The organism is Bacillus cereus group sp. BfR-BA-01380, assembly GCF_022663535.1.
Taxonomy (GTDB): domain Bacteria; phylum Bacillota; class Bacilli; order Bacillales; family Bacillaceae_G; genus Bacillus_A; species Bacillus_A cereus_BB.
The window spans coordinates 25,458-49,992 of sequence record NZ_JAKUFS010000034.1 but is presented as its reverse complement, the minus strand read 5'-3'; the positions used below and the strand labels follow the sequence as shown (position 1 = coordinate 49,992).

The window sequence follows — 24,535 nt, the reverse complement described above, 5'->3', positions numbered from 1 at the left end:
ATTATAGATACCAATGGAATTTAAAGAAGATGACTCCTGTTGAATACAGAAATCATCTTCTTGATGTGGCATAACTTTTTTCAAGATGTCCTTTACAAAGGGTACAGATTACAGAGCGAACCTTTTTTATTATTTTACAGAGACGATCTCTACTTGCATTTCTCCACCTGGAGTTTGAATTGCTACTTTTTCACCAATTTGCTTACCTAATAAGCTTTTTGCGATTGGGGAATCGTTAGAAATTCTACCTTCAAATGGATCAGCTTCCGCGCTACCAACGATTGTATATGCTTCTTCGTCTCCATCTGGTAATTCCTTGAATGTTACAGTTTTGCCTAATGTTACAACTGTAGAGTCTTCACCGTTATCTTCAATAATAACTGCATTACGAATCATGTTTTCAAGTTGCGTAATACGACCTTCTACAAATGCTTGCTCATCTTTTGCTGCATCGTACTCAGAGTTCTCAGAAAGATCACCAAAGCTGCGCGCAATTTTAATACGTTCTACAACTTCTTTACGTCTTACTGTTTTTAATTGTTCAAGCTCATGTTCTAATTTTTGTTTTCCCTCAAGTGTCATAGGGTATGTTTTTTCTGTTGCCATGTTTTCCACTCCTTTTATATACCGATCCCCCGAAAAAAGAGGAGTTCCTTATGAAAACTCCCTCGCCTTATGAAATAGCGGAGGTTTCTAGTACACGCGGCACTAGCGGAGTTGTCACATACAACCCCGTATGTTCTTATTTCTTTCTTATATCCAAAAGATATGTATAGAAAGCTAATATAAATATGCCCTCACCTAGGTGTGGGTGAGGTTCGCATGTTCATTAATATTCGATAAAAAGGGAGAAAATCCCTTCCTATCGAACATCTTTTACTATGCTATTACAAATTCACTTTTTCTTCAAGAATTGTTCCAATTTTTGTGACCATAATATCGATTGCAACATGATTTTGTCCACCTTCTGGGATAATAATATCCGCAAATTTCTTAGAAGGCTCAATAAATTGATTGTGCATTGGACGCACAACATTTACATATTGTTCAATAACAGAGTCCATCGTACGACCGCGTTCTTTAATGTCGCGCTGCATACGGCGTAAGATACGAAGGTCAGCATCTGTATCAACAAACACTTTAATATCCATTAAATCGCAAAGACGCGGGTCTTCTAAAATAAGAATCCCCTCTAAAATAATTACATCTTTCGGTGCAACTGGAATAATTTCTTCCGAACGTGTATGCAATGTATAATCATATACTGGCTTCTCAATTGACTTATACTCCAGCAACTGATGTAAGTGCTCAATTAACAAGTCATTATCAAATGCTAATGGGTGATCGTAATTTGTTTTTAAACGCTCTTCCATTGGCAAATGGCTTTGATCTTTGTAATAATAATCTTGCTCCAAAATTAAAATGGAATGACCTTGAAATTGATCAAAAATTGCTTTTGTTACACTTGTTTTACCTGATCCTGAACCACCAGCAATTCCAATTACAACAGGCTTGTTCGTCCCCATTCAACTATCACTCTTTCTTATTGAAGTATGCTTTTTCGCATCATGTTGTTCACATACACTGGTCGATCCACTTTGAATTTCACGATTTGCAGCGGATGTCTCGCTGCATCTAATTCGTTTCCATCCTCATCCCAAATTTTTTCCACCGTTTGTGTAAAGTTTTCAATTTCTGGTCCAAAGAACTCCACTTCCTGACCCGGCTTGAAGTGGTTACGCTGCTCTACTGTCACAATGCCTGTTTCTTCATTATAATCTAACACTAAACCAGCAAAATCATACGTTGTTTTCTTACTATGATTTCCAAACATTTGTTCCAAGTGCCCTGGAACTCCTTCAAAGAATGCAGGAGCCGTATCACGATTTGCGCATTTATCAAGCTCTTCTAACCATTCTTGTTTAAACTCGAAGTTGTCTGGATCCTCGCAATATGCATCAATCACTTTACGGTACACAGTTGCAACAGTTGCAACGTAGTGAATGGATTTCATGCGCCCTTCTACTTTTAGGCTGTCAATCCCAATTTCAATCATTTTCGGGATAGATAAAATAAGATTTAAATCTTTTGGACTCATTGCAAACGGAGCATCTTGTTCCTTAAATAAAGGAAGTTCTTCTGCTTCTTTATGTTGTGATACTGTTTGGATTAAGTCATAATCCCAGCGACAAGACTGACAGCAACCACCGCGGTTAGAGTCACGTGCCGTCATATGATTACTTAACGTACATCTTCCTGAATATGCAATACACATTGCACCGTGGACGAATGCTTCAATTTCAATATCAACGTGCTCTTTAATTTCCTTCATTTCTTCATATCCTACTTCACGAGCCAGTACAAGACGATGTAAGCCTTCTTCTTTCCAATACTGCGCCGCTTTCCAGTTGGATAGTGATTGTTGTGTACTTAAATGTACTTCAACAGAAGGTGCAACGCGTTTGCACGTCTCAATAATAAGTGGATCTGCAACGATAATTCCCGTTACACCAGCCTTTTCAATCCCTTTTAAATATTCTTCTAACCCATCCATATTTTCATTATGAGCAAAGATATTTGTCGTTACATATATTTTCGCACCATATTTTTTCGCAAATTCAACGCCTTCTGCCATTTCTTCTAGCGTAAAGTTGCCTGCATTTGAACGAAGACCAAATTCTTGTCCACCTAAATATACAGCATCTGCACCGTAATGGATAGCTACTTTTAATTTCTCTAAGTTACCAGCGGGTATTAATAACTCAGGTTTCTTCACAATCACACGTTTTCCGTCAATCACACGTGAAATTTCTTTGACTGTCATATGCTGAACCTCCTTTTTAATAAACCGTTTCTTTAAAGAAGAATCCCGTATCTAATAAACGATTTACCGGTTGGATTTCTTCGATTTCTTTATATAAGTCATCTTTTACGTCATAATACGTATCGCGATCTTCTACACATAAATCAATAGCCTTACGATATTTCTTCGTTACTTCCACAATGTAGTCTGAGCTCTTTAATACACCATCAATTTTTAAACTATCGATTTCAGCATCAATTAACTCATCTAATTCGTCGATAAAACAAATATCGTTCGGACTCATAATGTGAGTGCCATTTGCATCTTCATAAATTGGATATTTATTATTACGTTCTTGATCATGTAAAAATATGTTTTCTTCGTATTTCTTCTTTTCAATTTCCATCTCACGGCCTTGATATTCAAAGTAGTTTCCTACTAAAGAACGCTTTGATTGGAACATGCATGTCATTCCGTGGATTTGTACTTCCACTTCGACTTCGGCATTTTCTTTTAATTCTACAATTTCATCTAAACTTAACTCACGGGCAAGAACAGCACGTTTTGCACCTTTACGTCCCCAATAGTTACATGTAAACCAGTTCGTTGCTGTTGTTTCTGTATTCCAGTGCATTTTCATATTTGGTGCAACTTCACGCACTGTCATTAATACAGCTGGATCTCCAAATACAACTGCATCTACGTTTACTTCCTGTAAAAATGCAACGTAATCTTTTAAAGCTTCTACTTTATCGTTGTGAAACATCGCATTCATTGCGACATATACCTTCATATTATTTTCATGTGCAATCGCTACCGCTTCTTTTACATCTTCACGAGAAAATTCGCCGGCTAAACGTAATCCGAACTTTTGTTCCCCAATCATTACTGCATCTGCGCCTGCTTTTGCAAGTGGTTCGATATCCGCCACTGTTCTTGGCGTTACTAACAACTCAGGTTTTTTCATTGCTTGTCACCCTCTCTTTTTACTCACTGCTACTCCGTCACCAATTGGGAAAATGGTTGTATCATATCCTTCATGATTCATGAGCCACTCGTTATACGTTTTAATTCGTCTAATTAAACCGCGTGTACGTCTATTTTCAATGTGTTCCTTTGTCGTCACAAGACCGTGATATAGTACATTATCTGAAATAATGACGCCGCCAGGATTTAATAACGGCTCATATATATCAAAAAAGCGACGATATTGTCCTTTTGCTGCATCAATGAAAATCACATCAAATGTGCCATGTTCTTTTACTTGCTCCCCTGTTTCTAAAGCATCTCCAAAAATAACCGAAATGCGCTCTTTTACTAGGGAACAATTTATATATTCAAGTGCTTTTTCATATCGATCTACGTTTCGCTCTACTGTCACAATACTTGAATTTGGAATAGCTTGCATCATGCGAATACTAGAATATCCAATTGCTGTACCAAGTTCTAATATGCTCTTTGGCCCAATTAAACGCAAAAATTGCAACATAAATTCCATGCCAAGACGATCCATAATTGGTACATGATGCTCACGCGCATACTGTTCCATCTCAAGAATGAGCTCATCTTTTGGATCGATAAAAGACAGCAAATATTCACAAACTACATCTTGTTGCTCCATAGATAGTCCTCCTTATCGCATGGAGAAGTAAAAAAAAGAATATTGTCTCTATGTGGAAAGAAAAATACAAGCCCGCTCTATCCTTAGCTTGTACGTCCCGTTTCTATATTAAAAACGATTCTTCTACCAGTTTTTAACCCGCTATATTTTATCATAAAAAAGAGGGATATGCGAATTTTTCTCGCTTCCCTCAAAAAATTTACGATTACTTTTGTGTAATATGTTTTTGTTTTAGCGCGTTATGTTCTTCTAATGTCTTAGCATAATACACTTGGCCGTCCCGTGCCGCCAAGAAATAATAATAGTCTGTTTGTGCAGGTTCAAGTGCTGCCTGTACTGATTTTACACTAGAATTCGAAATTGGTCCAACTGGTAACCCTTTTATAACGTATGTATTATACGGAGAGTTTACTTTTAAATCCTCATACAATACACGCTCTTTATGCTTACCTAATGCATATAACACCGTTGGATCTGTTTGTAAAGGCATTCCTTTTGCTAAACGATTATAGAACACACTGGAAATTTTTTGACGATCTGTATAACCTGTTGCTTCTTCTTCAATAAGTGAAGATAAAGTTAATAATTGATGAACATCCCACTTCTTCTCTTTCATCTTCTGTTCATTTTCAACAATGAGCTTGTTTGTTTTCTCTAACATTGGAGTAATAATTTCTTCTAACGTTAGCTCCTTTTTATAAAAAGAATATGTTGCTGGATATAAATATCCTTCCAATGGATATTTAATATTTGCATCAAAGATTTTATCTGTTAATAAAACAGGATATTTCTTCTGTAATTTTTGCACAAATGCTTTATCGTTTAGTTGGCGAACAACATCTTCTTTATTCCATTTCAATTCCTTTGCAATTATATCTGCAATTTCAACAACTTGTGCACCTTCTTTAACTGTCACTTTATAAACAACTGGACGATGCACATTACCTGATGACATTTGTCCCATTATTTCCTCTACATTCATCGATGGGTTTAACAAATATGTACCAGCTTGTAAATTTTTAGATTTCATTTTTGCATAAAAACTAAATATAGTCCCGTTTTTCACAATTCCTTTGTCTTCCAAAATCTCTCCAATCTTACTTGTAGGAGAACCTTTTGGAATTTCCACTTCAATTTCCTGTTTACTTGCTGTATTAAGTGGTTTTAAAGCTGATGCAACATACGCATATGCACCGCCGCAAACAACAAGCAATGCGATGAAAATAACCGCAACCACTCGTATTCGTTTTTTTGTTTTCTTTTGATCCACTACCGTACTTCCTCCTTACTCCCAATTATAGACTGTACGGGTCTACCCTATACAATATCTACGGAATATTAAAAAACATGTCTACAGTTAGACATGTTTTTTCTTTTTTCTACAATCTGTACTATTATACTACAAAGAACGGTATGCTTTCGATAAAAAAATCTTTCATTTACCTTACAAAGCAAACAAACTGATTTCAATATGAAATCAGTTTGTTTTCACTTACTATATTACTCTTCTTCGCCTTCTTCTTCAGCAAGAGTGTTAAACATTTCTTGTACCATTTCCCACTCTTCTTCTGATTCGATTGGAAGTAATGTGCCACCAGACTCATCTTCGTTTTGCTCGAAAGCCATTGCATCATAAATTGGATCGCCATCTTCGTCAACTTCACCGATTGGTGAGAATACTACGTAAGATTTTTTCCCAAATTTTTCAGCATCAAAAGTGAAAATAATTTCACATAGATGTTCGTTACCTTTTTCGTCAACAATTGTAATTTGATTTTCTTCCATTATGGTCACCTCTTATTTGCTATCTAAATATCCTTGTAAAATCACGACAGCCGCCATCTTATCAATGACTTGCTTTCGTTTTTTTCGGCTTACATCTGCCGAAATGAGCAAGCGCTCCGCTGCCATTGTTGACAAGCGTTCATCCCACAGTACAACTTCTAATTGCAAAAGCTCATGCAAGTTTTCCGCAAATTGTTGACAAGCTTCGCCGCGCGGACCGATTGTACCATTCATATTCTTTGGCAATCCTACTACTATCTTGTCCACATTGTACTGTTTTACTAATTCAGAAATACGATTAAAACCAAACTCGCCTCTTTCTTCATTAATTTTAATCGTTTCCAAACCTTGCGCTGTCCAGCCCATCTCATCGCTTACTGCAACGCCGACTGTTTTTGTACCAACATCTAAACCTAATATACGCATAAACTACTCCTCACGATGATGTTTCAAGTAGGACTTAACAAGCTCCTCAATCAATTCATCACGTTCTAGCTTACGAATAATATTGCGAGCATCTTTATGACGAGGTATGTATGCCGGATCGCCGCTTAATAAATAACCGACGATTTGATTAATCGGATTATATCCTTTTTCTTGAAGTGCATCATACACAGTTAATAGTACGTCATTGACATGGACATTCTGTTTTTCTTCTTGGAAGTTAAACTTCATCGTTTTATCGAATCCGTCCATTTTAAGCACCTCACTTTACTAGGTATAGGGAGAAAGATATCCCTTCTCCCTACTATTGTACACTACTATCTCATTATTTTGAAACAGATTTAACGTACTCTTCTACAAATGATAGTGCATCATCTACTTGTGCTGGGTTTTTACCACCAGCTTGTGCCATATCAGGACGACCACCGCCACCACCGCCGCAGCGAGATGCTACTTCTTTCACAAGCTTACCAGCATGATATCCTTGTTCAATTAAATCTTTCGTTACACCAGCAAGAATGTTAACTTTGTCATCATTTACAGCTGTAAGCACAATAATTGCAGATTGTAATTTATTCTTTAAATCATCCATCATCGTACGTAAGTTGTTCATATCTGCAACATTTACTTTCGTCGCAAGTACATTTACACCAGCAATTGTACGCACTGCATCTGTTAAGTTACCAGCTTCAATGTTGCTTAGTTTCGCTGCAAGAGATTCATTTTCTTTTTGCAATTGTTTTACTTCAGCAAATAAGCCATCTACTCTTGTTAAAATGTCTTTCGGATTTGTTTTCATTTTATTTGCTGCTTCTTTTAATAAACCTACTTGTTCGTTCATTAGTTCATATGCAGCTTTTCCTGTTACTGCCTCAATACGGCGCGTTCCTGCTCCAATACCAGATTCAGCAACAATTTTGAAAATACCGATTGATGATGTGTTATCTACGTGACAACCGCCGCAAAGCTCTAAGCTATAATCGCCTACTTGTACAACGCGTACTACATCTCCGTATTTTTCACCGAATAGTGCCATTGCCCCCATCGATTTTGCTTCTTCAATTGCTTTTTGAGAAATGTCTACTGTGATACTTTCCCAAATTTTCTCGTTTACAATACGCTCAATTTTTTCAAGTTCATCCGCTTGTACTTGACCGAAATGAGAGAAGTCAAAACGTAAACGCTCTGATGTTACAAGAGAGCCAGCTTGGTTTACGTGTCCGCCTAGTACATCTTTTAATGCTTGATGCAGAAGATGAGTTGCTGTATGGTTCTTTACGATTGCCGCACGGTTTTTCGTGTCGATTAACGTTTTTACCGCTGCGTCTTTCGTTAATGTTCCTTCTTCTACAACTACTTTGTGTAAGTTTTGGCCATTTGGTGCTTTTTGTACATCTTTTACAAGTACTTTTACGCCATCAGCAAGAAGGTAACCACGGTCTGCAATTTGACCACCGCTCTCAGCATAGAATGGTGTTACATCTAACATTAATTGTCCTTCTTCACCAACTTGCAGGCTATCTGTGAACTCACCGTTTTTCACAAGCGCAACAACGTTACTTTCTGTTCCAACGGTATTGTAACCAACAAATTCGCTCGCTACTTTAATTTCACCAAGGACGCCGCCTTGTACTTGCATAGAATCAACGTCTTGACGAGCTGCACGTGCACGCTCACGCTGTTTTTCCATCTCAGCTTCAAAACCTTCGTGATCAACTGTCATGCCAGCTTCTTCTGCATATTCTTCTGTTAACTCAATTGGGAATCCGTATGTGTCATATAGACGGAATGCATCTTCGCCAGAAATAACAGTCGATTTTGCTTCTTTTGCTTTACCGATTACTTCAGCTAAAATTGTTTCGCCGTCATGAAGTGTTTCATGGAAACGCTCCTCTTCATTTTTCACAACGCGTGCAATGAAATCTTTCTTTTCTAGAACTTCTGGGTAGAAGTCTTTCATTACTTCTCCAACTACCGGTACTAATTCATACATAAATGGACGATTAATATTTAATTTCTTCGCATAACGTACAGCGCGGCGTAATAAACGACGTAATACATACCCGCGGCCTTCGTTAGAAGGAAGAGCACCGTCTCCAACTGCAAACGTTACTGTACGAATATGGTCAGCAATTACTTTAAATGCTGTGTCTTGTTCTTGATTACCAGCACGATATTTTTCACCAGAAATCACTTCTGTCGCACCAATAATTGGCATAAATAAGTCTGTGTCAAAGTTCGTTGGCACGTTTTGTACAACAGACGCCATACGCTCAAGACCCATCCCTGTATCAATATTTTTCTTTGGAAGCGGCGTATACGTACCGTCAGGGTTATGGTTAAATTGTGAAAATACAAGGTTCCATACTTCTAAATAACGCTCGTTTTCTCCGCCTGGATATAATTCTGGGTCACTAAAATCATTACCGTAAGCTTCTCCGCGGTCATAGAAAATTTCTGTATTTGGTCCACTTGGGCCTTCACCGATATCCCAGAAGTTTTCTTCTAAACGAATAATGCGTTCTTTTGGTACGCCCATTTTTTCATGCCAAATCGTAAATGCTTCTTCGTCTTCTGGATGAATGGTAACAGATAATAATTCTTTATCGAATCCAATCCATTTGTCGCTCGTTAAAAACTCCCAAGCCCATGTAATTGCTTCTTCTTTGAAGTAATCACCAATTGAGAAGTTTCCTAACATTTCAAAGAATGTATGGTGACGAGCTGTTTTCCCTACATTTTCAATATCGTTTGTACGAATTGATTTTTGCGCATTTGTAATGCGTGGGTTTTGCGGAATTACGCGGCCATCAAAATATTTTTTCAGCGTTGCAACACCACTGTTAATCCATAAAAGAGATGGATCTTCGTGCGGAACTAATGATGCACTTGGTTCTACTGCATGTCCTTTTTCTTGGAAAAAATCTAAAAACATTTGACGAATTTGTGCGCCTGTTAAGTGTTTCATATGTATTTCCTCCTTCATTAAAATCAATTAAAGTGAAACTTTGATCAGTGGGGGCTAACTGCCCGTTAATGCGGAATAAAAAACAAAAAACTCCCGTCCCCTATAACAGGGACGAGAGTTGACTCGCGTTACCACCCTGATTATGAAATAAAAAGCGGAAGTGTCTCACTTTTAGACACGACGGCTAAATTGCATATCGTAATCATATGCATATATTTCATCACCTCAAGTTGCCGTAACGTGGCAAGACGGCAGTGATTAGCTGCTCTCAGGAATAGCGTTCTGTTACCCTTCATCTGAAGCTTCTTACAGCCTAAGGAAGCCTCTCTCTGCAAAATGGACTGTAACATACTCGTTCCGTCATCAATTTATCATATACTATATGCCCAAATTGTAGCGAATCCGTTGCCATTTGTCAATGTTTCCAAAACGGCTTAGCGTGTACAATAATCGTACGAAGAATTGCTAAAAGGGGAACGGATAATAAAAGCCCGACAATGCCACCAACTTCTCCTCCAACAAGCAGCGCAAACATAATAACAACTGGGTGCATCCGTAGCGACCTTCCTACAATATACGGAGATAGTATATTACTCTCAACAAATTGTAAAATCGCAAGCGCAATGCCAGCCTTAATGACTAAATTCGTCGATACTGTTGCAGCAATCATTAATGTTGGAATCGCCCCTAAAATAGGACCGAAGTACGGGATAATATCAGTAACTCCAACGATAATTCCTAAAAGCAGCGGATATTTCATCCCGATAAACCAAAAGGCTAGTGCAGAAACCCCTCCTAAAATTAAACAAACAAATAGTTGGCCGCGAATGTAATTTCCAAGAGACTTATCAATTTCTTTTGCTAACTGCTGCCCATCCTTACGCCACTTAGTCGGTACAAGCTTCCAAAAAATACGATAAAACTCTGCGTAGTCTTTTAATATATAAAATACGATAAATGGAATTAAGAAAATGATAAGAAGGGAATCAAGTATACCTCTTGCTGTACTCATTACTTTATTTAAAAGCGCTTGTATCTTCCCTTCAACCCCTGTAAATATTTGCTTCACTTTCTCATTCACGAACTCAGGAAAATTTTCAGTTTTCGCTGTCACTCCATCCGTCCATGTTTCGTACATATTTACAATTTGCGGAAACTGTTCATTCATTTCTTGGAGCTGTGCGATAACGGCTGGTGTTCCTTTATACACACCGTATCCAATACCACCAAAGAATAGAATATAAATGAGTAAAATGGCAATTGTGCGCGGCATACCTTTTTCATGTAATTTTTCAATAAGTGGATGCAGCAAATAAGCAATAAAGCAAGCGATGAAAAATGGTGTAATAGCAACTTTAAACACAAATAAAATCGGTGCCCAAAGCGGCTTAATTTTCAAAAAGACAAGTAAACATAAAAAAATCAGCAATAATAAACCTAACCGATAAATCCAAATAATTTTAAGATTCTTCAACAGAAAAACCTCCTCTATTTCTTAGTTTGAAAAGAAACAGCGGAGGTTATGTGTAAAAATTATAAAACATTGCCGTGCTGCGATATTTTTGTAGGTATTCTTACTGTTTTGTAGAAGAATACATATACTAAAAACAACAATTACAATTTCATGCGTTATTACGCATGAATAAGCAATAATATCCCAATTCATTCCACAAAGTTAGGGGGAATATAATGGTTTGGTTGATGCTAGGTCTTTCCGCACTTTGTATGCTATTAGAATGGGTATGTATTGGTTTTGGCATTTGGAAGGGATTTTTCATTCCTTCTTCCAAACAAGAACGTGCCAGGCATCTTTGGCACTATGGTATTTTAGGGCTTGGCTGCTACGGACTTTCTCATCTTTTCTCCCAAATCGGACTGTTTTATCTCTATACAAGTACATAATGAAAGCTCCCAAAAATTAGGGAGCTTTTTCGCATGTATAATGTGAAATTATAAATAGGACCGAAGCATTTTACGTGCTTTTTTCATATTTCGTTTTGAAAATACATCTTGCTTACGTGCATATTGATATGCTGCTGCTCCTATACCTAATGCAATTAATGATGAACGCAATTTCAAAGTTAACACTCTCCTTATTAGCCGATTGTTCGTTCATTCTCATCAAACAAATCATCTAAAGAACTTAATGAACCGTCTTCTTCGACTTGATGTGTATGAATTTTCCCCTTTGAAATCGATAATTCAATAAAGCAGTTCCAGCAATAATATTGATTCACACCGATTTTCCCAATATCTTTTCCTTTACAGTTTGGACAACTGAACATATGGCGTTCATCTCCTTACAATCTCCCGTATTCTATTACGCCATTATGTCCAAACTGTATATGTTTATACATGAGAAGAACTGCATTACACTATATAATTTCACCTCGCTACATAAAATCATACGGTGAAATGTTTTCCACATCGAGGCCTTCTTCAGTTATCACTTCAGTCGCTTCTGTCTTTCCTTGCAGACGGTTGCATAACGTAGTTTGACGAAGCGCGTCATCAAGGCGGCTTACGCCAGATTGAAACGCCGATTCTTCACCACAAATAATTAAAAACTTTTTACTACGTGTAATTCCTGTATAAATTAAATTGCGGCGCAGCATACGATAATAACTTTTCACAACAGGCATAATTACAATTGGAAATTCGCTTCCTTGTGATTTATGGATCGAACAACAATATGCATGTGTAATTTGATTTAAGTCTGCTTTTGTATATGTGACTTCAATACCGTCAAAAGAAACAACAACCATATCTTGTTGTTCCACATTTTCTTTCGCATAAAACACTGACACAATCTCACCAATATCACCGTTAAACACTTGACTTTCCGGTTGATTGACAAGTTGAAGCACTTTATCTCCAGTCCTGTACACAGCTTCACCATATGCGATTTCTTTTCTTTTTTCTTTTTTCGGATTAAATACTTCTTGCAGTGCTTCATTTAACGTATTAATACCTGCCGGTCCTTTGTACATCGGAGCTAACACTTGTATGTCACGCGCACTAAACCCTTTTGTTTTTGCGTTTTCACACACTTGCTTCACTACGTCCACAATTTGCGTACCTGTACAAGCAATAAACGAACGATCTTTTTTGTTTTGCGTTACATCAGAAGGTAATACACCTTTTTTAATCGCATGAGCAAGCTGAATCACAGATGAATCTTCTGCTTGTCTATAGATTTCCGTAAGCTTTACCGTCGGAATAACACCCGCTTCTAATAAATCTTTCAACACTTGTCCAGGACCAACGGATGGCAATTGATCTTCATCTCCAACGATGATGACTTGAATACTAGATGGCAATGACTTGAACAATTGATTCGCAAGCCAAATATCAACCATAGAAAATTCATCAATAATGAGTAATTTCCCTTTAACAGGATCGTGCTCATTACGTTGAAACGATCCTTCCGGTGTCCATCCAAGCAGACGATGAATCGTACAAGCAGGCAATCCTGTTGATTCACTCATTCGCTTTGCCGCTCTTCCTGTTGGTGCTGTTAATAAAATCGAGAACGGATTGTCATCACTATAATCTTTCGGGTCTAATGATAAACCGTGGAGAGAAGCATACATTTCAACAATCCCTTTAATAACAGTCGTCTTTCCTGTACCAGGTCCACCTGTTAAAATCATCATTGGCTTATGAAGAGCTGTTTGAATACCTTCTTGCTGAAGCGGTGCGTATTGCACACCGAACTGCTCTTCAATTTTTCCGAGTGTTAACAACAGCTCCGATTCAGGAAAAGAAGGAAGTTCTTCTTGGCCAAGTAAGCGATTGATGGAGGTTACAACACCTTTTTCAGAATAGTACAAGGAGGCTAAATAGACACGCTCATCTTCTATAATAATTTTCCCTTCTCCTTGCATCATTTCCGCACATTGCAAAACATCTTCTTCTGTAACAGACGTTTCTTGGTTATTTAACAACTCCATCGTTTGCTGCACTAACTGCTCTCTTTGCATATACACATGACCTTCTTGCAGCGAAACGTGCTCTAATGTATAGAAGCACCCTGCTCGTACACGATCAGCATGATTACCAGAGATGCCAAGTGCTCGGCCAATATCATCAGCCCGGCCAAACCCAATACCATCTACTTCTTCAATAAGCTGATACGGATTATTGCGAATGACTTCTAGTGTCATTTCTTTATACTGTTGATAAATTTTAATAGAAAGCTTCGTTCCAAACCCATAACCGTTTAGAAAGCTCATTACTTTTTCAAGGCCTTGATGTTCAATAATCGTCTCGTATATTTCCTGTGCTTTTTGTTTGTTTACAATCCCGTCCAAAGCTGCAGGATCGTCCATAATTTTTGAAATCGCATGTTGACCAAGATGATCAACAATCTTTTCAGCTGTTCGTTTCCCGATTCCTTTAAATAAATCGCTTGCTAAATATTGCACCATTCCTGCTTTTGTTTGCGGCAATTCTTTTTTAAACGTTTCAATATGATATTGTTTCCCGTACTTTTGATGATCTTTAAAATGACCTGTTAGTGTAAACACTTCCTCTTCATGCATTCGGGGAAAGTGACCTGTTATCATGACCTTTTTTTCGTCATATGTTTCATTCGTTTCAATAATTTTCATACTGACAACGGAATAGAGGTTTTCTTCGTTGTGGAAAATGGTATGAAGAACTTGCGCTTTTATAAACTTTTGCTCTTCCTCAAACAAATCCATTGCATGTTGATTTCCCATTTCGCCCCTCCTTCCATTTTATGCGTCTTGCTCTAATAAACGAATACCATTACCCGCTAAAAAGTGATCTGGTTGAATCACTACAGCTTTCTTAAACATCGCAAGCGCCTTCTCACGATTTTCTTCAAACGCATACACAACACCTAAATTGTAATATGCATCTGCATGTTCTTCATCAAGCGCTACAACTTGTTCAAAATAAGGTTTTGCTTCTTTTACATGCTCTAGACGCGCAAAGCATAATCCGCATTGAAAAATGGCTTCAACATCATTTCCATCTAACTCAGCTGCACGTTGGAAAAACGGCAGTGCTAAACGGTCGTTTCCAAGCTGCACATATGTAATGCCAAGCATAAACGATACATCTCCTGTCTGTAGCCCCGCTTGCATCGCCTTCTCAAACGCTTCTTTCGCCTCTGCAAAAAGTTCTTGCTGATAATATATATTTCCTAATCCATAGTATGCTGTAGCAGATTTCTCATCTAATTCAATCGCACGTTTATAAAAAGCAACAGCACGCTCACTGTCTCCTAATGCATCTAATAAATTTGCAAAGTTAATATAACCAAGTGCATCTTTTGGATTTTCCTCAATCGCCTCAGTAAAATTCTTTGCGGCTTCTTCCCAGTTTCCTTCTTGCATATATTGAATGCCTGTTTCAAGCTTATTTGACATTTATCCTTCACCTCTACAACAAATTATAACAAAGAATCCAGTTTCCGAGCGAACAAAAATTCGCGTTTATCCCGCTATTCGCGGGCAGTAATACTCCCACCTCAAGATTCGGCGAAAGCATTGTCCAGTTCCAGTGGCTAGAATGTTCGGTGGGAGATAAACTGCTGGCATGCGCCCGATTGGTGAGGGCTGATAATCAGCAGGGGATAAAGCCCCCCACTGATTAAAGTTTCACTTTATCTAAAAAGAAACCTCTGACCAATACAAGGCAGAGGTTCTTCTTTCTTATCCTAAATAATCCAGTTTCTTACCATTACAGTATACGTCATCAATTGTCGCACCGCCCAAGCACTCATCTCCATCATAGAAAACGACTGCTTGTCCTGGCGTAATCGCGCGAATTGGTTCATCACAAAGAATACGAATTGTATTCTCATCAACGATTTGAACCGTTACACTGTTATCTGCTTGACGATAGCGGAATTTCGCTGTGCATGTAAATTCTTTTTCTTTCGGCTTATCGCTTACCCAACTTACATTTGTAGCAAATACTTCATCACCATATAACAGTTCATTATGGAATCCTTGTTCTACATATAAAATGTTTTCTTTCAAGTTCTTCCCAACAGCAAACCATGGATCACCATTGCCGCCAATACCAAGGCCATGACGTTGTCCAATTGTATAATACATTAACCCGTCATGTTTTCCTTTCACTTCACCAGATAATGTTTGCATCTTACCTGGCTGTGCCGGCAAGTAATTGCTTAAAAAGTCTTTAAAGTTACGCTCACCGATAAAGCAAATGCCTGTGCTATCTTTTTTCGCCGCTGTTGCTAAACCAGCTTCTTTCGCCATTTCACGAATTTGCGGCTTCTTTAACTCACCAAGCGGGAACATTGTTTTTGATAATTGGTCTTGACCGAGTTGATTTAAGAAATATGTTTGGTCTTTATTATCATCAACGCCGCGCAGCATTTTATATTCACCATCTATATACGCTACACGTGCATAGTGTCCTGTCGCTACATAATCTGCGCCAAGCGCCATGGCATGTTCTAAAAATGCTTTAAATTTAATTTCTTTATTACACATTACATCTGGGTTCGGTGTACGACCAGCGCGGTACTCATCTAAAAAGTACGTAAATACTTTTTCCCAATATTGCTTTTCAAAGTTGACTGCATAATACGGGATTCCAATTTGGTTACATACTTCAATGACATCGTTATAGTCTTCTGTTGCTGTACATACGCCGTTTGCGTCCGTATCATCCCAGTTTTTCATAAAGATTCCGATTACATCATAGCCTTGTTTCTTTAATAACATTGCTGCTACAGATGAATCGACGCCACCAGACATCCCGATGACAACGCGCGTTTCGTGAGGTAGTTTGTTCATCCCCTCACCTCCTATATCAATTTTGTGTTAATCGCTTCACGATCTTCACTGTTTCGTACGCTGCTTTTTCGACTTGTTCTTTCGTATTTCCAAAACCGAAGCTAAAACGTACGGATGAACGTATTTTATCGGATTCTTTTCCGAACATTGCTACAAGCACATGTGACGGATCAATAGAGCCGGCTGTACAAGCAGATCCGCTTGAAACTGCAACTCCCGCTAAATCTAAATTCATTAAAAATGACTCAATATGCATTCCTGCAAAACTTACATTTAACACATGTGGTAAGCTATGCTCTAAGCTTCCGTTTACCTCGAAAGTAATGTCTTCGTTTTTAAAGACAGATATCATTATATCTTTAAATCCCTTGTACTGGGCAACTTTTTGCTTACGATTTTGTTCTGCTAACAAAATAGCTTGCCAAAGCCCAACAATTCCCGGCACATTTTCTGTACCAGCACGGCGTTTTCGCTCTTGCTCTCCGCCTGTTAACAGCGGTTCAAACTTTACATGCTGCCCTGCATATAAAAAGCCCACACCCTTTGGACCGTTAATTTTATGTCCTGAAATTGACAATAAATCAATGCCAAGCTCTTTCACATCAATTGCTGTTAAACCGTATGCTTGTACTGCGTCTGTATGAAAGTAAGCGCTATGTTCTTTTAATAGAGCACCGATTTCTGCTACTGGCTGCACTGTACCAACTTCATTATTTCCAAACATAATAGAGACAAGAATTGTTTGCTCTGTTAATGCCTCTTGCAGATCTGAAATGCGAATACGCCCTGTTTCATCAACAGGTAAATACGTCACTTTAAACCCTTGTCGTTCTAACACATTACACGTACGCAAAATCGCATGATGCTCAATTGCTGTCGTAATAATATGATTTCCTTTTTTACGATTCGCACGAGCTACGCCAAGAAGAGCTAAATTATCAGCCTCTGTACCGCCGCTTGTAAAAATAATTTCATTTGGATTTGCATGAATGCTGCGCGCGCACGTACGTCTTGCTTCATCCACTGCATGACGGCCTTGGCGCCCAAAGAAATGAATGCTTGATGGGTTACCAAATGCTTCTGTCATATATGGAATCATCTTTTCGACTACTTCTGGGTGAGCCGGAGATGTCGCAGCATGATCTAAGTAAATGCGTTCCATAATATCTCCTTCTTTCCAAATCGTTACACACGGAATTAAATATAAAACATATAACCGCCGTTGTTTTCTTCTTCATAGCGTACTAAATCTTCTAATGTTGTACTATCAAGAACTTCTTGCACCGCATCACGAACACGTATCCAAAGCTGACGCTGTGCCGGTTCTTCTTCATCCAACATTTCTACTACGTTAATCGGACCTTCTAACACGCGGATTACATCACCTGCTGTAATGTTAATCGGTTGATCTGATAATACATAACCACCATATGCACCGCGTGTACTTTTTACAAGACGAGCATTACGAAGCGGCGAAATTAATTGCTCTAAATAATGCTCAGATAAATCATGCGCCTGCGCAATCGATTTTAATGAAATCGGACCTTCTCCAAACTTTTTCGCAAGATCGATCATAATTGTTAAACCGTAACGGCCTTTTGTTGAGATTTTCATATATGTAGCACCTCTTTTCAAGTCTTTCGCTTCTACTTGGTTCGTTATTCTTTTATTTAATAGGAAAAACACTCTCTGAAATCAAAATCCTTTGAAATTATAGCATAATATAGTATGATAAGGAATTTCAACTTTTCTAACAGAAATGATAACATATAAATATACCAAATAACTCGGAATTTATTACATAAACAAGTCACTGAAGGAGAGAGAACATATGAAACAACCACTCGCACATCGAATGCGTCCGACTAATATTACAGAAGTGATCGGACAAGAACATTTAGTGGGCGAAGGCAAAATTTTATGGCGGATGGTACAAGCAAAGCATCTACAATCAATGATTTTATACGGACCTCCCGGAACAGGAAAAACATCAATCGCAAGCGCCATTGCCGGCAGCATCGGTATGCCTTTTCGTCTATTAAATGCCGTTACCCATAATAAAAAAGATATGGAAGTTGTTGTCCAAGAGGCAAAAATGCATCGCCATCTCATCTTAATTTTAGATGAAGTACATCGATTAGATAAAGGCAAACAAGATTTCCTTCTTCCTCACTTAGAAAGCGGACTCATTACATTAATTGGGGCAACGACAAGCAATCCATTTCACGCAATTAATTCCGCCATTCGAAGCCGGTGTCAAATTTTTGAACTACACGCTTTAACAGAAGAAAACCTTTTACAAGGATTAAAACGTGCTTTAACAGATCAGGAAAAAGGACTAGGAGAATACAACGTCACAGTAACAGATGAAGCTCTGCGTCACTTTGCAAACGCATCTGGCGGTGATATGCGCTCCACTTATAATGCACTTGAGCTCGCAGTCTTATCTAGCTTTACAACAAATGAAGAAACAGTAGAAATCTCACTTGAAATCGCTGAAGAATGTTTACAGAAGAAAAGTTTTGTACACGACAAAGGCGGCGACGCTCATTACGATGTATTATCCGCTTTCCAAAAATCAGTGCGCGGAAGCGATGTGAATGCCGCTCTTCATTACTTAGCTCGCCTAATTGAAGCTGGTGACATGCAAAGCATTGGCAGACGATTACTGATTATGGCATACGAAGATGTTGGGCTTGCAAACCCTCAAGCTGGGCCTCGTACGCTAGCTGCCATCGAATCCGCAGAACGCGTCGGTTTTCCAGAAGCTCGTATTCCACTAGCCAATGCGGTCATTGAACTATGCTTATCACCGAAATCAAATTCAGCATATAAAGCACTTGATGCAGCACTTCATGACTTACGAAACGGACAAACGGGTGATGTTCCAGCTCATTTAAAAGATAGTCACTATAAAGGCGCAGAGTCGCTCGGCAGAGGAATCGGCTACCTCTATCCGCATGATTATCCAAATGGATGGGTGCAGCAGCAGTACTTACCAGATAAAATTAAAAACAAGCAATATTATACACCAAAGACGACTGGTAAATTTGAGCAAGCACTTGCTACTGTATATGAACGATTGCAAAACTCACATCAAAGCAAATCGAAATAATCGTGTAAGCAAAAACGACATAATACTGTTACCATTCAAATAAAAGGGAGCTGACCCAAAAGGTTTGGGTTAGCTCCTCCTTTCTTCCATGTCCACCGATATATCGATCGTTCTTTGCAATATATCGACGCAAATCAAAATATATTGACCGTTCTTTAGAATATATCGACTCTTCGACACAGTATATCGACTTTCCAACGATATTCGACATACAAGTAGTCGAGCGCTGAACTGGATCATACCGAAAAGTGAAAGGAACCATTAATAAATGTTTCAAAATCATAACCTTCTGAGGACCAATATTCCTCGATATATTAGACTGTTCAAAAATATCCTTTTAAAAATCCAACTATTTTTTTCTCTCTCTAGATATCAAATATAAAAATAAAACAAACAAAAATAACCCTATGCTTATACAATTTCTCCAAACATCATTTTTAAAAAAATAATTAAATAGAGTAAGTAATAATAAACAAACCGCTCCAATCAAAGGTAATCTATTTCGTATCATTTTCAGCATATATACCCCTCCAAAAAAATGCTTTTCTGCCTTTTTTCATAGACTAACTGAGTAGTTACAGTATTTTTTACTTTTGATTGCAAATTTGCAAAGGTTCCTTCTTCTAACTGTAAGTTATCAAACCATTCCTTTCCACTTCAAATTGCAAAAAAAGAAGTGCCAGAATTTATCATGAAAAACTACAACATTCGTATAAAAACGAATAAAAAGGGTAACATAAGCGAAAACGACATGAAATATGGAGGATTCGCAATGAAAATGCGCCAGGATGCATGGACTGGGGAAGATGATTTACTTCTCGCAGAAACTGTTTTACGTCACATTCGCGAAGGCAGCACGCAATTAAAAGCATTTGATGAAGTTGGCGATCAATTAAATAGAACATCTGCTGCTTGCGGCTTTCGTTGGAATGCAGAAGTTCGGCAAAGCTATGAAGAAGCTGTGCAAATTGCGCGAAAACAGCGAAAAAAATTAAAGAGAGAACAAGCAGTGAAACCTAAAGCGCAAGTATCACGATTGGAACCGAAGAAAAATATCGTAATTGAGGCTGAGTTTTCGGAAGATGTTATCACAAACGAGCCGTCACTTACGATACAAGATGTCATTTCGTTTTTACAAAATATAGAACAAAACAACCCACTTATAGAAAAGTTACAAACTGAAAACGAAACATTACATAATCAGCTCGAAACACTCCAAAAAACAAATCATCAATTAGAGAAAAAGCTTGAAGCACTGCAGAAACAACAGCAATCCGTGCAGGAAGATTATGAAACACTCGTTAGAATTATGGACCGTGCCCGCAAGCTCATTCTACTAGATGAACCGCAAGAACAGATGGCACCGATTTTTAAAATGGATCAGAACGGAAATTTAGATATCGTTTGCACAGCAGAAAATTAAAATTACGAAAAGAGCACATAAAGTGAAACTTTAATCAGTGGGGGTTTTTTCATCCCCCACTGATTATCAGCCCTCACCAATCGGGCTTTTACGGGCAGTTTATCTCCCGCCTAACTTCTTAAGAAAAGCGGAAGCGGCTCATTCAGAATCGCAGGACGCCCACGCCCCTGACAGAGAGGCGCTTTTTGCCTCGTCCGAGGGGGCGAAACGACCGGAGATTCTAGCCGCTAGAGCTGGACAACGCTTTCGCCAAATTTTGAGGTGGGAGTATTACTGCCCGTTAATGCGGGATAAAAAACGCATGGATAAAATTCATGCGTTTCATATTTTCTGTTTACTTGTCATTCTTCCACTATCCCCTTAAACTCTATAGTTTTTCGTATTTATTTCCATCCATATCTTGTATCACGATATTCTTATGTAATTTACTTACCCCAATTAAGATAACAGGATTTTCTTCACTCGATTTTCCCTTTTTTATATTCACAGTTACATATGTTGCATTGCCTTTTTCCTGAAATTTTGTTACTTCAATTTCACTACCTTTATGCTGAGATCCAACCGCTAACGCGATCATTTTTCGTCCTTCTGAAATCGTATATGTAGAATAGCCTACGCGTGAAGGATTCTCCTGTGCGCGTTTCGGAAAATAATCAACCATTTCTGGCGCCTCATTATACCTTGATTTCTCTAACACCCAATAATCTTCATATGAATTACATGCGGAAAGTGAAACGAAACAAAGCAGCATAATAAAGCATAACAGAGATTTATTATTTCTCATTTTCCCCCTCCTTTACATATAAATGTTAACATTTTTCTGAATATTTAACATAAAAAAACACACATGCTTCAATAAAGAAACATGCGTGTCTCGTTTTACTCTTGTCCGACACGTTTTACTTCGATATCCTTCAAACGTTCACGCACAACATAACTTGCCATAATTAAGCCGGCCACAGACGGAACGAAGGCGTTAGAGGACGGTGGTAATTTCGCTTTGCGAATTTTTGCATTTTCATCTGGAACGATTTCTTTACGAACATCTTCACGAATCACAATTGGATTTTCATCAGAGAATACAACTTTTACACCTTTTTTAATACCTTCTTTACGAAGTTTCGTACGAATCACTTTCGCAATTGGATCTGTGTTCGTTTTGGAAATATCGGCAATGCGGAAACGAGTTGGATCCATTTTATTTGCTGCACCCATACTTGAAATGATTTTAATTTTACGGCGCAAACACTGTTTAATTAAATGAATTTTGAACGTAATTGTATCAGATGCATCCACTACGAAATCTAAACCATGTTTAAAGAACTCTTCATATGTTTCATCTGTATAAAACATTTCTAATGCGATAACTTCACAGTCTGGGTTTATATCAGCAATACGTTCTTTCATTAGTTCTACTTTTGAACGACCCACAGTAGAAAGTAATGCATGGATTTGACGGTTCACATTTGTAATATCAACAACGTCTTTATCAACTAATATAAGGCGACCGACACCAGAACGCGCTAACGCTTCTGCTGCAAACGAACCAACGCCGCCAATTCCTAAAATACCAACTGTACTATTTTTTAATATTTCAATACCTTCTTTTCCGAAGGCTAATTCATTACGTGAAAATTGATGTAACATGCGGTCTACACTGCTACTAAAAACATATACAAATGTATACTCTTAGAGTTTTCCTGCTTCTACGAACCCCATTTCGCCACTATCTTGCTACTTTGGTTTATATGGCTCTCCACAGGCGTTAATTCCGATGTAGCCCACCGTACATATATACCCACTAGTTTAAGTTAGTATGGTATATTCTTTTGCTTGTAAAAGGTTGATGGATGCGTTTAAATCTCTATCTATTTCATTTCCACACTCGCATGTATATACTCTGTCAGACAGTTTTAAATCCACTTTCTTATGGCCACAACATGAGCATAACTTAGAAGAAGGATAGAATCTGCCTACTTGGCGTAATTCAATGCCATATTCTTTACACTTTGCTAATAACCATGTTTGAAACGTATAAAAACATTGCTGTGCGACCGCTTTAGATAGATGCTTATTCTTCATCATCCCTTTTATATTCAAGTCCTCTATTGTGATATACGTTGGTTTGGTTTTCACTAACTTATTCACAACAGACTTTACATACTCTATGTCTAATATTTACTAAACGAACATGTAGTTTTTGTACGCTAAGAATATTTTTGTCTATATTTGCTCTTTTGTTAGTAGCAGATTTTTCACCTCTCTTTTTTAGATTTTCATACTTTCGTGATAAAGAGCGCTGCTCACGTTTTAGTTTTCTTTCTAGCTTTCTTACTCTTCCTGTTTTGTTGATGTTTTCGTGAACTTCCCCAGTACTACAAATAGCAAAATCTTTAATCCCTAAATCAATCCCTAATCCTGTTTCTTCTAACTTTGGTTTTACTTGCGTTCCCTCTACTTCACAAAGTATGGATACATAATATCTCCCTGCCTTTTTAGAAACTGTCCCGCTTGTCACAATGGCGTTTTTAGGGATATAACCGTACTCTTTCAACCTTACAAAGCCAAGAGTAGGTATTTTTACTCGATGTCTTTCAACCGTCCAGTCTGTTTTGTTATTTTTAGGAAAGTAACATTTTACATCTTGCTTTTTCTTTTTCTCCATTCATAATAGCTTGCTTGGTGGCTTTAGAAGACACATTTTTTATCCATGCTTTATCCTCATTATTAGGTATATATTCGTTGTTTAACCATTTGGAAAAATCCATACCACTTACAAATCTACCTTCGTTTTCATAAACCTCTTTATTGTGAGAAATGTAGAAGTTGTAGATAAACCTACTCACTCCAATTGTTTGATGTATCTTGGATTTTTGTTCTTGCGTAGGGTTAATTTCTATCTTGTAGGATTTTTTCAACTTCCTCATCCTTTATGATTTTTTTCTTGTACTTTCTTAACCCGTATATATGACAGCTAAAAATGTGTAGGATAGAAACTATGTCTTGGACTAATTCTTCTTGAAGAAAAAGACTTTCGTTGTTGACAACTATAATCTCTACGTTGAATATAGCTAATAACCTCTCAAACCAACCGTATCCAAAGCGAATAAATCTATCTTTATGAGTAATGAGAATTGTGTCTACTTCGTTCACCATACAACTATCAATTCATTTGTTCCATTTTTTACGATTATAGTTTAATCCACTTCCATAGTCCTCAATTATTTCATCAACTATTATTCCTTTTGCATTAGCATATTGTCTAAGAAAGTCAACTTGATTTTTCAAATCATCTTTTTGATTAGAAGTTGAAAATCTTGTGTAGATGATCTTCTATCGTTATGTTTCTTGCGAATCCCTTTATACGAAAGATATTGTTCATAAGTATAATACCTTCTATTTACAAAATGGTCTACCATGTATTCTAGCGCTTTTCTGACTATTTGTATAGAAAAAGTATAATTACTCAGCCATACATTTCATTTTTCAACATATAGATTGCTGCCATGACAATACAAATGGCAATGCGCCTCGCTACCTCTCTTTGTTTTAAAACGTTGCCCGTGGCAGAAATAG

The 24,535-nt window shown here is 37.8% G+C and carries 24 protein-coding genes and 2 pseudogenes; 4 read left to right on the top strand and 22 right to left on the bottom strand.

Going from position 1 to position 24,535, the window contains the following annotated elements:
- Positions 1-74, top strand: a 74-nt coding sequence (locus tag MR076_RS26880) for an IS3 family transposase (protein WP_375337744.1), incomplete at its 5' end; no start/stop codon positions are given.
- 55 nt (positions 75-129) lie between these two features.
- Here the strand turns inward: MR076_RS26880 and greA are convergent.
- From greA to MR076_RS22745, 11 genes are all read right to left on the bottom strand, one after another.
- A complete protein-coding gene (gene greA, locus MR076_RS22795) occupies positions 130-606 on the bottom strand; it encodes a transcription elongation factor GreA (RefSeq protein WP_242224433.1) in 477 nt (158 codons plus the stop codon).
- A 281-nt stretch (positions 607-887) separates the two neighbouring features.
- On the bottom strand, positions 888-1,526 hold the full coding sequence (gene udk, locus MR076_RS22790) for a uridine kinase (RefSeq protein ID WP_242224432.1): 639 nt from the start codon (positions 1,524-1,526) through the stop codon (positions 888-890).
- A 17-nt stretch (positions 1,527-1,543) separates the two neighbouring features.
- Positions 1,544-2,824 (bottom strand): peptidase U32 family protein, encoded by a 1,281-nt coding sequence (locus MR076_RS22785; protein WP_242224431.1) that lies wholly within the window; start codon positions 2,822-2,824, stop codon positions 1,544-1,546.
- A gap of 16 nt (positions 2,825-2,840) precedes the next feature.
- Complete coding sequence (locus MR076_RS22780) at positions 2,841-3,770, bottom strand: peptidase U32 family protein (protein ID WP_242224430.1); 930 nt, start codon at positions 3,768-3,770, stop codon at positions 2,841-2,843.
- Positions 3,771-3,776: 6 nt separating this feature from the next.
- A complete protein-coding gene (locus MR076_RS22775) occupies positions 3,777-4,424 on the bottom strand; it encodes an O-methyltransferase (RefSeq protein WP_242224429.1) in 648 nt (215 codons plus the stop codon).
- Positions 4,425-4,629: 205 nt separating this feature from the next.
- Positions 4,630-5,694, bottom strand: coding sequence for an endolytic transglycosylase MltG (mltG, locus tag MR076_RS22770; RefSeq protein WP_242224428.1), 1,065 nt, complete (start codon positions 5,692-5,694; stop codon positions 4,630-4,632).
- A gap of 230 nt (positions 5,695-5,924) precedes the next feature.
- On the bottom strand, positions 5,925-6,209 hold the full coding sequence (locus MR076_RS22765; protein WP_242224426.1) for a DUF1292 domain-containing protein: 285 nt from the start codon (positions 6,207-6,209) through the stop codon (positions 5,925-5,927).
- A gap of 12 nt (positions 6,210-6,221) precedes the next feature.
- Positions 6,222-6,635, bottom strand: a complete 414-nt coding sequence (gene ruvX / locus MR076_RS22760; protein WP_242224424.1) for a Holliday junction resolvase RuvX — start codon at positions 6,633-6,635, stop codon at positions 6,222-6,224.
- 3 nt (positions 6,636-6,638) lie between these two features.
- Positions 6,639-6,905, bottom strand: a complete 267-nt coding sequence (locus MR076_RS22755) for an IreB family regulatory phosphoprotein (RefSeq protein ID WP_035434175.1) — start codon at positions 6,903-6,905, stop codon at positions 6,639-6,641.
- 73 nt (positions 6,906-6,978) lie between these two features.
- Positions 6,979-9,621 (bottom strand): alanine--tRNA ligase, encoded by a 2,643-nt coding sequence (alaS, locus tag MR076_RS22750; RefSeq protein WP_242224422.1) that lies wholly within the window; start codon positions 9,619-9,621, stop codon positions 6,979-6,981.
- 415 nt (positions 9,622-10,036) lie between these two features.
- Positions 10,037-11,113, bottom strand: coding sequence for an AI-2E family transporter (locus MR076_RS22745; RefSeq protein WP_242224434.1), 1,077 nt, complete (start codon positions 11,111-11,113; stop codon positions 10,037-10,039).
- A 197-nt stretch (positions 11,114-11,310) separates the two neighbouring features.
- Between MR076_RS22745 and MR076_RS22740 the strand changes: the two genes are divergently transcribed.
- Complete coding sequence (locus tag MR076_RS22740) at positions 11,311-11,523, top strand: hypothetical protein (RefSeq protein ID WP_242224420.1); 213 nt, start codon at positions 11,311-11,313, stop codon at positions 11,521-11,523.
- Between the two features lie 48 nt (positions 11,524-11,571).
- Here the strand turns inward: MR076_RS22740 and MR076_RS22735 are convergent, their stop codons facing one another.
- The 7 genes from MR076_RS22735 to cymR all read right to left on the bottom strand — a co-directional run bounded on the left by MR076_RS22735 (position 11,572) and on the right by cymR (position 18,035).
- On the bottom strand, positions 11,572-11,700 hold the full coding sequence (locus tag MR076_RS22735) for a YrzQ family protein (RefSeq protein WP_242224418.1): 129 nt from the start codon (positions 11,698-11,700) through the stop codon (positions 11,572-11,574).
- A 17-nt stretch (positions 11,701-11,717) separates the two neighbouring features.
- Positions 11,718-11,906, bottom strand: a complete 189-nt coding sequence (locus MR076_RS22730; protein ID WP_020060848.1) for a hypothetical protein — start codon at positions 11,904-11,906, stop codon at positions 11,718-11,720.
- 108 nt (positions 11,907-12,014) lie between these two features.
- The gene (gene recD2 / locus MR076_RS22725; protein WP_242224416.1) at positions 12,015-14,345 is read right to left on the bottom strand and encodes an SF1B family DNA helicase RecD2; all 2,331 of its coding nucleotides are present in this window, start codon (positions 14,343-14,345) and stop codon (positions 12,015-12,017) included.
- 18 nt (positions 14,346-14,363) lie between these two features.
- Positions 14,364-15,020, bottom strand: coding sequence for a tetratricopeptide repeat protein (locus MR076_RS22720; protein WP_242224414.1), 657 nt, complete (start codon positions 15,018-15,020; stop codon positions 14,364-14,366).
- Positions 15,021-15,305: 285 nt separating this feature from the next.
- Complete coding sequence (gene mnmA, locus MR076_RS22715; protein WP_242224412.1) at positions 15,306-16,421, bottom strand: tRNA 2-thiouridine(34) synthase MnmA; 1,116 nt, start codon at positions 16,419-16,421, stop codon at positions 15,306-15,308.
- A 16-nt stretch (positions 16,422-16,437) separates the two neighbouring features.
- A complete protein-coding gene (locus MR076_RS22710; protein WP_242224411.1) occupies positions 16,438-17,583 on the bottom strand; it encodes a cysteine desulfurase family protein in 1,146 nt (381 codons plus the stop codon).
- 35 nt (positions 17,584-17,618) lie between these two features.
- The gene (cymR, locus tag MR076_RS22705; RefSeq protein ID WP_090916825.1) at positions 17,619-18,035 is read right to left on the bottom strand and encodes a cysteine metabolism transcriptional regulator CymR; all 417 of its coding nucleotides are present in this window, start codon (positions 18,033-18,035) and stop codon (positions 17,619-17,621) included.
- Positions 18,036-18,252: 217 nt separating this feature from the next.
- Here cymR and MR076_RS22700 point away from each other — a divergent pair, with 217 nt between their 5' ends.
- Both MR076_RS22700 and MR076_RS22695 read left to right on the top strand, forming a co-directional pair.
- A complete protein-coding gene (locus tag MR076_RS22700; RefSeq protein ID WP_242224405.1) occupies positions 18,253-19,536 on the top strand; it encodes a replication-associated recombination protein A in 1,284 nt (427 codons plus the stop codon).
- A 772-nt stretch (positions 19,537-20,308) separates the two neighbouring features.
- Entirely contained in the window at positions 20,309-20,959 is a 651-nt protein-coding gene (locus tag MR076_RS22695) for an RsfA family transcriptional regulator (protein ID WP_242224403.1), read from the top strand.
- 367 nt (positions 20,960-21,326) lie between these two features.
- Here the strand turns inward: MR076_RS22695 and MR076_RS22690 are convergent, their stop codons facing one another.
- The 4 genes and pseudogenes from MR076_RS22690 to MR076_RS22675 all read right to left on the bottom strand — a co-directional run.
- Entirely contained in the window at positions 21,327-21,743 is a 417-nt protein-coding gene (locus MR076_RS22690) for a hypothetical protein (protein ID WP_242224401.1), read from the bottom strand.
- A 95-nt stretch (positions 21,744-21,838) separates the two neighbouring features.
- The gene (locus MR076_RS22685) at positions 21,839-22,606 is read right to left on the bottom strand and encodes a tRNA threonylcarbamoyladenosine dehydratase (RefSeq protein ID WP_242224399.1); all 768 of its coding nucleotides are present in this window, start codon (positions 22,604-22,606) and stop codon (positions 21,839-21,841) included.
- A gap of 159 nt (positions 22,607-22,765) precedes the next feature.
- A pseudogene (locus MR076_RS22680) lies at positions 22,766-23,877 on the bottom strand (RNA-guided endonuclease InsQ/TnpB family protein).
- Positions 23,849-24,360, bottom strand: a pseudogene (locus MR076_RS22675) (IS607 family transposase); the annotation flags it as partial. The pseudogenes MR076_RS22680 and MR076_RS22675, both read right to left, overlap by 29 nt.
- Positions 24,361-24,535: the final 175 nt, after the last annotated feature.

Coding starts and splice junctions, on each gene's coding strand:
- MR076_RS22695 (WP_242224403.1), top strand. CDS start 20,309: ATGAAAATGCGCCAGGATGCATGGACTGGGGAAGATGATTTACTTCTC.
- alaS (WP_242224422.1), bottom strand. CDS start 9,621: ATGAAACACTTAACAGGCGCACAAATTCGTCAAATGTTTTTAGATTTT.
- MR076_RS22685 (WP_242224399.1), bottom strand. CDS start 22,606: ATGTTACATCAATTTTCACGTAATGAATTAGCCTTCGGAAAAGAAGGT.
- MR076_RS22780 (WP_242224430.1), bottom strand. CDS start 3,770: ATGAAAAAACCTGAGTTGTTAGTAACGCCAAGAACAGTGGCGGATATC.
- MR076_RS22700 (WP_242224405.1), top strand. CDS start 18,253: ATGAAACAACCACTCGCACATCGAATGCGTCCGACTAATATTACAGAA.
- cymR (WP_090916825.1), bottom strand. CDS start 18,035: ATGAAAATCTCAACAAAAGGCCGTTACGGTTTAACAATTATGATCGAT.
- MR076_RS22710 (WP_242224411.1), bottom strand. CDS start 17,583: ATGGAACGCATTTACTTAGATCATGCTGCGACATCTCCGGCTCACCCA.
- MR076_RS22730 (WP_020060848.1), bottom strand. CDS start 11,906: ATGTTCAGTTGTCCAAACTGTAAAGGAAAAGATATTGGGAAAATCGGT.
- mnmA (WP_242224412.1), bottom strand. CDS start 16,421: ATGAACAAACTACCTCACGAAACGCGCGTTGTCATCGGGATGTCTGGT.
- udk (WP_242224432.1), bottom strand. CDS start 1,526: ATGGGGACGAACAAGCCTGTTGTAATTGGAATTGCTGGTGGTTCAGGA.
- MR076_RS22720 (WP_242224414.1), bottom strand. CDS start 15,020: ATGTCAAATAAGCTTGAAACAGGCATTCAATATATGCAAGAAGGAAAC.
- ruvX (WP_242224424.1), bottom strand. CDS start 6,635: ATGCGTATATTAGGTTTAGATGTTGGTACAAAAACAGTCGGCGTTGCA.
- MR076_RS22785 (WP_242224431.1), bottom strand. CDS start 2,824: ATGACAGTCAAAGAAATTTCACGTGTGATTGACGGAAAACGTGTGATT.
- MR076_RS22740 (WP_242224420.1), top strand. CDS start 11,311: ATGGTTTGGTTGATGCTAGGTCTTTCCGCACTTTGTATGCTATTAGAA.
- MR076_RS22755 (WP_035434175.1), bottom strand. CDS start 6,905: ATGGACGGATTCGATAAAACGATGAAGTTTAACTTCCAAGAAGAAAAA.
- MR076_RS22765 (WP_242224426.1), bottom strand. CDS start 6,209: ATGGAAGAAAATCAAATTACAATTGTTGACGAAAAAGGTAACGAACAT.
- recD2 (WP_242224416.1), bottom strand. CDS start 14,345: ATGGGAAATCAACATGCAATGGATTTGTTTGAGGAAGAGCAAAAGTTT.
- greA (WP_242224433.1), bottom strand. CDS start 606: ATGGCAACAGAAAAAACATACCCTATGACACTTGAGGGAAAACAAAAA.
- MR076_RS22690 (WP_242224401.1), bottom strand. CDS start 21,743: ATGAGAAATAATAAATCTCTGTTATGCTTTATTATGCTGCTTTGTTTC.
- MR076_RS22775 (WP_242224429.1), bottom strand. CDS start 4,424: ATGGAGCAACAAGATGTAGTTTGTGAATATTTGCTGTCTTTTATCGAT.